4 protein-coding genes and 3 pseudogenes are annotated in these 5,891 nt (G+C 66.7%); all 7 read right to left on the bottom strand.

Translation table 11 applies throughout. From position 1 onward, the window contains the following. The coding region (locus BLT64_RS27885; protein ID WP_371862691.1) for an IS66 family transposase zinc-finger binding domain-containing protein at positions 1-268 on the bottom strand (268 nt) is incomplete at its 3' end. A gap of 79 nt (positions 269-347) precedes the next feature. After that, positions 348-590 (bottom strand): annotated as a pseudogene (locus tag BLT64_RS27890) (transposase domain-containing protein); the annotation flags it as partial. A 58-nt stretch (positions 591-648) separates the two neighbouring features. Then, positions 649-753 (bottom strand): annotated as a pseudogene (locus tag BLT64_RS27575) (IS66 family insertion sequence element accessory protein TnpB); the annotation flags it as partial. Positions 754-769: 16 nt separating this feature from the next. Continuing rightward, positions 770-3,016 (bottom strand): annotated as a pseudogene (locus tag BLT64_RS25555) (TonB-dependent siderophore receptor); the annotation flags it as partial. A 98-nt stretch (positions 3,017-3,114) separates the two neighbouring features. Next, positions 3,115-4,065 (bottom strand): FecR family protein, encoded by a 951-nt coding sequence (locus tag BLT64_RS25560; protein ID WP_011750759.1) that lies wholly within the window; start codon positions 4,063-4,065, stop codon positions 3,115-3,117. After that, the gene (locus BLT64_RS25565) at positions 4,065-4,577 is read right to left on the bottom strand and encodes an RNA polymerase sigma factor (RefSeq protein WP_011750758.1); all 513 of its coding nucleotides are present in this window, start codon (positions 4,575-4,577) and stop codon (positions 4,065-4,067) included. Before BLT64_RS25565 ends, BLT64_RS25560 begins: the two co-directional genes overlap by 1 nt. A 390-nt stretch (positions 4,578-4,967) precedes the next feature. Beyond that, a partial coding sequence (gene kce, locus BLT64_RS25575) for a 3,5-dioxohexanoate:acetyl-CoA acetone transferase (protein ID WP_254777234.1) occupies positions 4,968-5,891 on the bottom strand: 924 nt, incomplete at its 5' end.

Below are 5,891 nucleotides of genomic sequence, written 5' to 3' on the forward strand. Positions count from 1 at the left end.
GATGATCCGCATACTTGCTGACCAGCACATGGGTCAGGAGACCCGGCCCAGGGCGCCCGCGTTCGATGGGGCGCGAGGGCAGCGGGGCCTGCACGAACCGTTCGCAGCAGGTGCAGGTCTGGCGGGGCCGGACAATACGGTTCACGATGAAGCGGCCCGGCACATACTCCAGCTCTTCGTTCGGCACGGCCCTCGGACCGGTGGCGGGCTCGTGCCTCACCATCCTCGCCGATCCGGCGCAGGCGGCCGCCGCAATCGGCACAGGCATCGGCGCCGGGCGTCAGTTCCACTTCCATCCGCGGGATGTGGTCCGGGATCGGACGGCGCCTCGGTTTGTCCTTCTCCTCGATGTCCGGCAGCTTCATCCGGGCCGTCATCGCGGCGGCGGCGATCTCGCTGGTCTCCAGCGCCAGTTGCAGCTGTTCCGCCGTCTCCGACGAGGCCCCGAACCGGTGCGCCCGATGGCCTGCCAGTTGGTGGCGCAGCTTCTCGATCAGGATCGCCTGCGCCTTCACCTCGGCCAGAAGCCGCGCGGTGAAGCTGCGCAACTCCTCGGGGTCTTCCGGCAAGGTCAGGGTCTGACTGAGCATGCGGGAAGTTTATCCCACGGGATTCCTTGTGGGAATCCTTCTCTTGTAGGGCGTTCGATTACCCGGCTGCCAGAGGCCGCCACGTCCGCTCAGGAGCCCGCCAGTCGATCCCTTCCAGCAACATCGACAACTGCGCAGGCGTCAGCGCGACCTTGCCGTGCCGTCCCGGTGACCGGCCAGACCCAGGTGTTCTCGATGGCGCTTTGCCAGCGCAGGCTGGCGCCCAGGGTCAGCGGCATGGATTCGAACGCATAGATCCCCGACAGCTTGACCGAATGGCGCGGGGTGACGGTCGAGATGCGCTGGCCGTCGCCGTCCTCGGCATCGGTCCAGGCATAGCTTGCCGCAAGCTGGATGTTCGGGCGAACCTCGCCCGCCAGTTCCATCTCGAAGCCCTTGGTCCGGGTGCCGTCGATGGACATGTAGGGGTTCGAGCCGTCGGGCAACTGATAGCTGACGCTGCGGTCGCGGACCGGCAGGTTGTCCTGTTCCAGCAGATAGACCGCCGCCGCAAAGTTCAGCCGGTCGCCGGCAAGGCTGGCCTTGGTGCCCAGCTCGTAATTCGAGCCGGTGGTCGGTTCGACGATCCTGTTGTCCTTGTCGCGATAGCTGGCCTGCTTGAAGACCCGGGTATAGCTGGCATAGACCGACCAGTCCTCGTTCAGGTCATAGGTCAGCCCGGCATAGGGGATCCATTCGCCGTTGCGGCTGATCTGCTGATGCGTAGTCGTGCCGCTGCTGCGGCTGTCGGTGGTATAGTCGTAGTCGTACCAGACCACGCGCGCGCCGGCGATCAGGTTCAGCCGGTCGGTCAGGCCGAAGCGGCCCGAGCCATAGGCCGCGACCTGGTCGATCTTGGTATTGCTGACATAGCTGACATAGCCGGCCTGCTGGACCAGGTTCGGCACATACCCGTCCCAGTCGAAGATCGAGCCGGTGATCGGCTGATAGTCGATATCGGTCCCGTCGAAGGCCGAATAGGCCTTGTGGTTGTCCTTGCCCCAATTGCCGGTGATGCCGAAGCGCAGGTCATGGCTGCGGCCCCCCAGCTCGACCGGGCCCGAGGCGGTCAGCGACAGCGCGGTCTGCTCGGTATCGGTATCGGCATAGCCACCCACGGTCTGCACGCCGAAGCCCTGCGGATCGGGCGAGCCCCAGGAGGCCGAGGCCAGATAGCCCTTGCGCTCGGCCTTGTAGAGCGACAGGTCGCCCACTGCCTGCCAGCCGGCGCCGAAGTCCTGGGCATAGCGCAGGAACAGGGTCTGCGTGGTCTGGGTCAGCGGCAGATTGCCGCCGCCGGCATTGGTGTGGATGTCGTATTCCAGCTGCGAGCCGTCATTCGCGATCAGCGGCAGGCCGCCGAACTGGTGGTTGCGGGTGCGATTGCGCTGGAAATCATAGCCCGCCGTCAGCGTGCCGGCATCGCCGACATCGGCCTCGACCACGCCGTAGAGCACGGTCTTGCGCCGCTCGTAACGGTCCAGCCAGGAATCGCCCTGCTCATGCGCCGCCACGAACCGGCCCCGGATCGAGGCATCGGCGTTCAGCGGGCCGCTGATGTCCAGGTCGCTGCGCAACGTATTCCAGCTTCCGGCCGAAAAGCGCAGCCGGGTCTGCGGCGCCGAGGTCGGCGTCTTGCGCACCATGTTGATGACGACCGAGGGATCGCCCGCCCCGGCCATCAGCCCGGTGGCGCCGCGCAGCACCTCGACGCGGTCATAGATCGCGGTATCGGCGATGCTGGGGCCGGAGCCATACTGGATGCGATACCAGACCGGCAGGCCGTCGACCATGTAGGTCGGGCTGGAAAAGCCGCGCGCATAGACGCTGCGCCGCTCGGTATCCATCGGCATGACGGTAATGCCGGTGGTATCCTCCAGCACCTCGGAAATGCTGCGCTGGTTGCGGTCATCCATCTTTTGCCGGGTGGCGACGCTGATCGATTGCGGGGTTTCCTTCATGGTCAGCGGCAGGCCGGTCGCCACCGTGGTCAGGCCGGTCGTATAGCTGCCGGTGCCTTCGGTCACCGCGCCGCCCGCGTCCAGCCGGATCTCGTCCAGCACGACGGTATTGGCGTCGGATTCGACGGCGGCAGCGGCCGGGGCCGTCAGCGAGATCGATTGCGGCGAGTTCACCCGGAACCCCAGCCCCGAGCCTTGCAGCAATTGCTCCAGCGCGGCGCTGGTGGTCATCCGGCCGCTGACGCCGGGGCTTTGGCGGCCCTGCACCAGGGCGGTGTCGTAAAGCACCTGCACCCCGGCCTCGCGCGCGAAACGCAAAAGCGCGCCGTTCAGGCTTTGCGCCGGAATGTCGAAGGCGCGGGTCTGCGCGGCCTCCTGCGCCACGGCGACGGGCCCATGCGCCGCGACAAGCCCGGCGCCGCCAAGTGCCGCGATCAGGGCGATACGGCTGATTTGCGTCTTCATTTTCCCTCTCCGATATCTGGCCCTCTGCGGGGCGGGTTCAGGAAAAGGACGAATCCGGCATCCGATCCGGTAATGCCGGGCGCTTTTTTTTGCGAATGTCAGTAAAGCACCGTCACCAGCGGCGGAACCGACAGGCGGCGCAGGCCAAGCTCGGCCGCGATCCGGTCCACCGCCCGGCCGATATCGTCGGTATGGAACACGCCGCTGACCCGGCGCCCGGCCAGATCCCCGCCACGCAGGACGATGCGGCCGTGGCGATAGCGGTTCAGCTCTCGCACCACCTCGCCCAGCGGCCGGTCGTCAAAGACCAGCTCGCCCGAACGCCAGGCATTGGCGAAATCCACGTTGCGCGGCGCAGGGGCGGGAATGGCATCGGGCCGGGCATCGACACCCATCCCCTCGGCCAGCACGACCGGCGGCGCGGCGCCCGAGACCGGCTCGACCCGCACGCTGTGCTCGGCGACCAGCACCGCGACATCGCCATCCTGCAAATCGACCGAGAACTGCGTGCCCAATGCGGTGATGCGGATGCCGCGCGCCTCGACCACGAAGGGGCGGCCTTGCTGTCGGGCCGAGGGCTCGGCGGTGAAATAGGCGCTGCCCTCCAGCAGCCGGACAAGGCGGCGGGTGCCGTCGTAATCCACCGCCAGCGCCGAACCCGAGGAAAGCTCGACCCGGCTGCCGTCCCGAAGCGTGACCGCAAGATTTTCCCCCACCGCCGCGACATGATCCGCCTGCAACCGGATGCGCAGATCGTCCTGCCAGAACCAAAGCGCGAATCCGGCGGCAAGTGCGACCATGGCAAGCATGCCGCGCCCGCAGCGGCGCCCGGGGTTCGCGTCCCCCTGCGCGATCAGGCCCAGTTCCTGCCATACCCGTTGCGCGTCGTCGAAAGCGTCGCGATGTGCGGGATCCCGGTCCAGCCAGTCGCGAAAGGCATTTCGTGCCTGGTCCGTCACCTGGGGGTCGGCCAGCCGGATCACCCATTCCGCCGCCTCGGCCTCGATATCCTCGCCGGGCCGCAAGCCGTCGCTGGATTGCCCGTTCATCAGCCGTCCTCGTATTCCCGCAACCGGCGCGTCACCTCTAGCAGCGCCCGCGCCAGATGCTTCTGCACCGAACTTTCCGACAGTTCCATATCCTGCGCCACCTCGCGATAGCTAAGCCGCTGGATGCGATGCAGAACGAAGATCCGCTGCGTCTTGTCGGGCAGCGCGGCCAGCGCCCGCAGGAATACCTTCAGCCGCTCGCGGTCGATCATCCGGCATTCCTGCCCCGGCCGCGGGTCGGCGATGGCGGCAAGGACATGATCGCCCGGCATGTCGGTCCGGCGCCGCTTTTGCAGCCGCAGGTGATCGACGGCGATATTGCGGGCGATGCGATACAGATAGCCGCGCAGGTTTTCCGGCCTGCCGCCGGATTGCAGCGCGGTGCAGCAACGCAGGAACGCGTCCTGCGTCAGATCTTCGGCAAGATCGGGGTCGCGCAGCATCCGGGCCAGATATGAGCTGACATCCCCCCGATGGGTGCAGAACAACCAATCGATGCCCGTCCGTTCCACCTTGCCCGCCCCATGCCGCTGCCGATCGCAGAAACTTCGGCTGGCAGCGCAGAGATGCGGGGTGGCTGACCGAGGATGCTTTCCCGTCTAGTCGAACAGGAGGCCGGAGCAAAGTCGAAATCGGATGATCATGGCCATGTCACGCTGCTGAAGGACAGAGCGGTGCTGGAGAGTTCAGATGCGCTCAGCAGATCATGAGCCTGCCCGAAGGAGCATCCCGAGTAGGACCACGAGCAGGTTTCCCCTGAAATGCGCGGGCGGCTTGGGCTGGTTCTCGACAGCGGAGGACCGCGGCACAGATCGGTCGCAGACCGCAGAAGCGGGCCGGGCGGATCAGGTTCGGGAAAACGCCGTGCGAGGCGCTTTCCCGACCGCATCAGGCATATCGCCTCAGAAGCCGACCCGATCGGCGCCCTTGAGGCCAAGGATCTCGCGCGCCTGGCCGGGGGTCGCGACCTCGCTGCCCAAATCTTCGATGATGCGGCGGATCTTGGCGACCTGCTGGGCGTTCGATTCCGCCAGCTTGCCGCGCGCGATCAGCAGCGAATCCTCCAGCCCCACCCGGACGTTGCCGCCCATCTGGCTGGCGGTGGTGGCCAGGGGCATCTGCGCGCCCCCCGCGCCCAGCACCGACCAGCGATAGTCGTCGCCGAACAGCCGGTCGGCGGTGCGCTTCATGAAGACCAGGTTGTCCACCTCGGGACCGATGCCGCCCAGGATGCCGAAGATGAACTGGATGAAGACCGGCGCCTTGAAGAGCCCGATATCCATGCAGAAGCGCAGGTTGTAGAGATGGCCGACATCGTAGCATTCATGCTCGAACTTGATGGCGTGGGGGGCAAGCTGGTTCGCCGCGTTCTCGATATCCGCGAAGGTGTTGCGGAAGATGTTGCCGTCGGACCTGGCGACGTAGTCGCGCTCCCAGTCGAATTTCCAGGTGTCGTAGCGCCGGGCCAGCGGGTGGAAGCTGAAATTCATGCTGCCCATGTTCAGCGAGCACATCTCGGGCGAGAAGCGCAGCGCCGGGGCGATGCGCTCGTCGATGCTGTTGGTCAGGCTGCCGCCGGTCGAGATGTTGACCACCGCATCGGTCGATTGCCTGATGCGCGGCAGGAAGGCGGCGAAGGCCTCGGGGTCGATGGTCACGCCGCCGTCCTGGGGGCGGCGGGCGTGCAGATGCAGGATCGCGGCGCCCGCCTCGGAGGCCGCGATGGCCTGCGCCGCGATGTCCTCGGGCGTATAGGGCAACGCATCCGACATGGTCGGCGTGTGGATCGCACCGGTGATGGCGCAGGTGATGACGACGGGGGGTTT

The sequence above is a fragment of the Paracoccus denitrificans genome, from assembly GCF_900100045.1.
GTDB lineage: Bacteria > Pseudomonadota > Alphaproteobacteria > Rhodobacterales > Rhodobacteraceae > Paracoccus > Paracoccus denitrificans.

Excerpts from the sequence above, each read along its gene's own strand:
- BLT64_RS25560 (WP_011750759.1), bottom strand. The coding sequence starts at position 4,065 with ATGAACGGGCAATCCAGCGACGGCTTGCGGCCCGGCGAGGATATCGAG.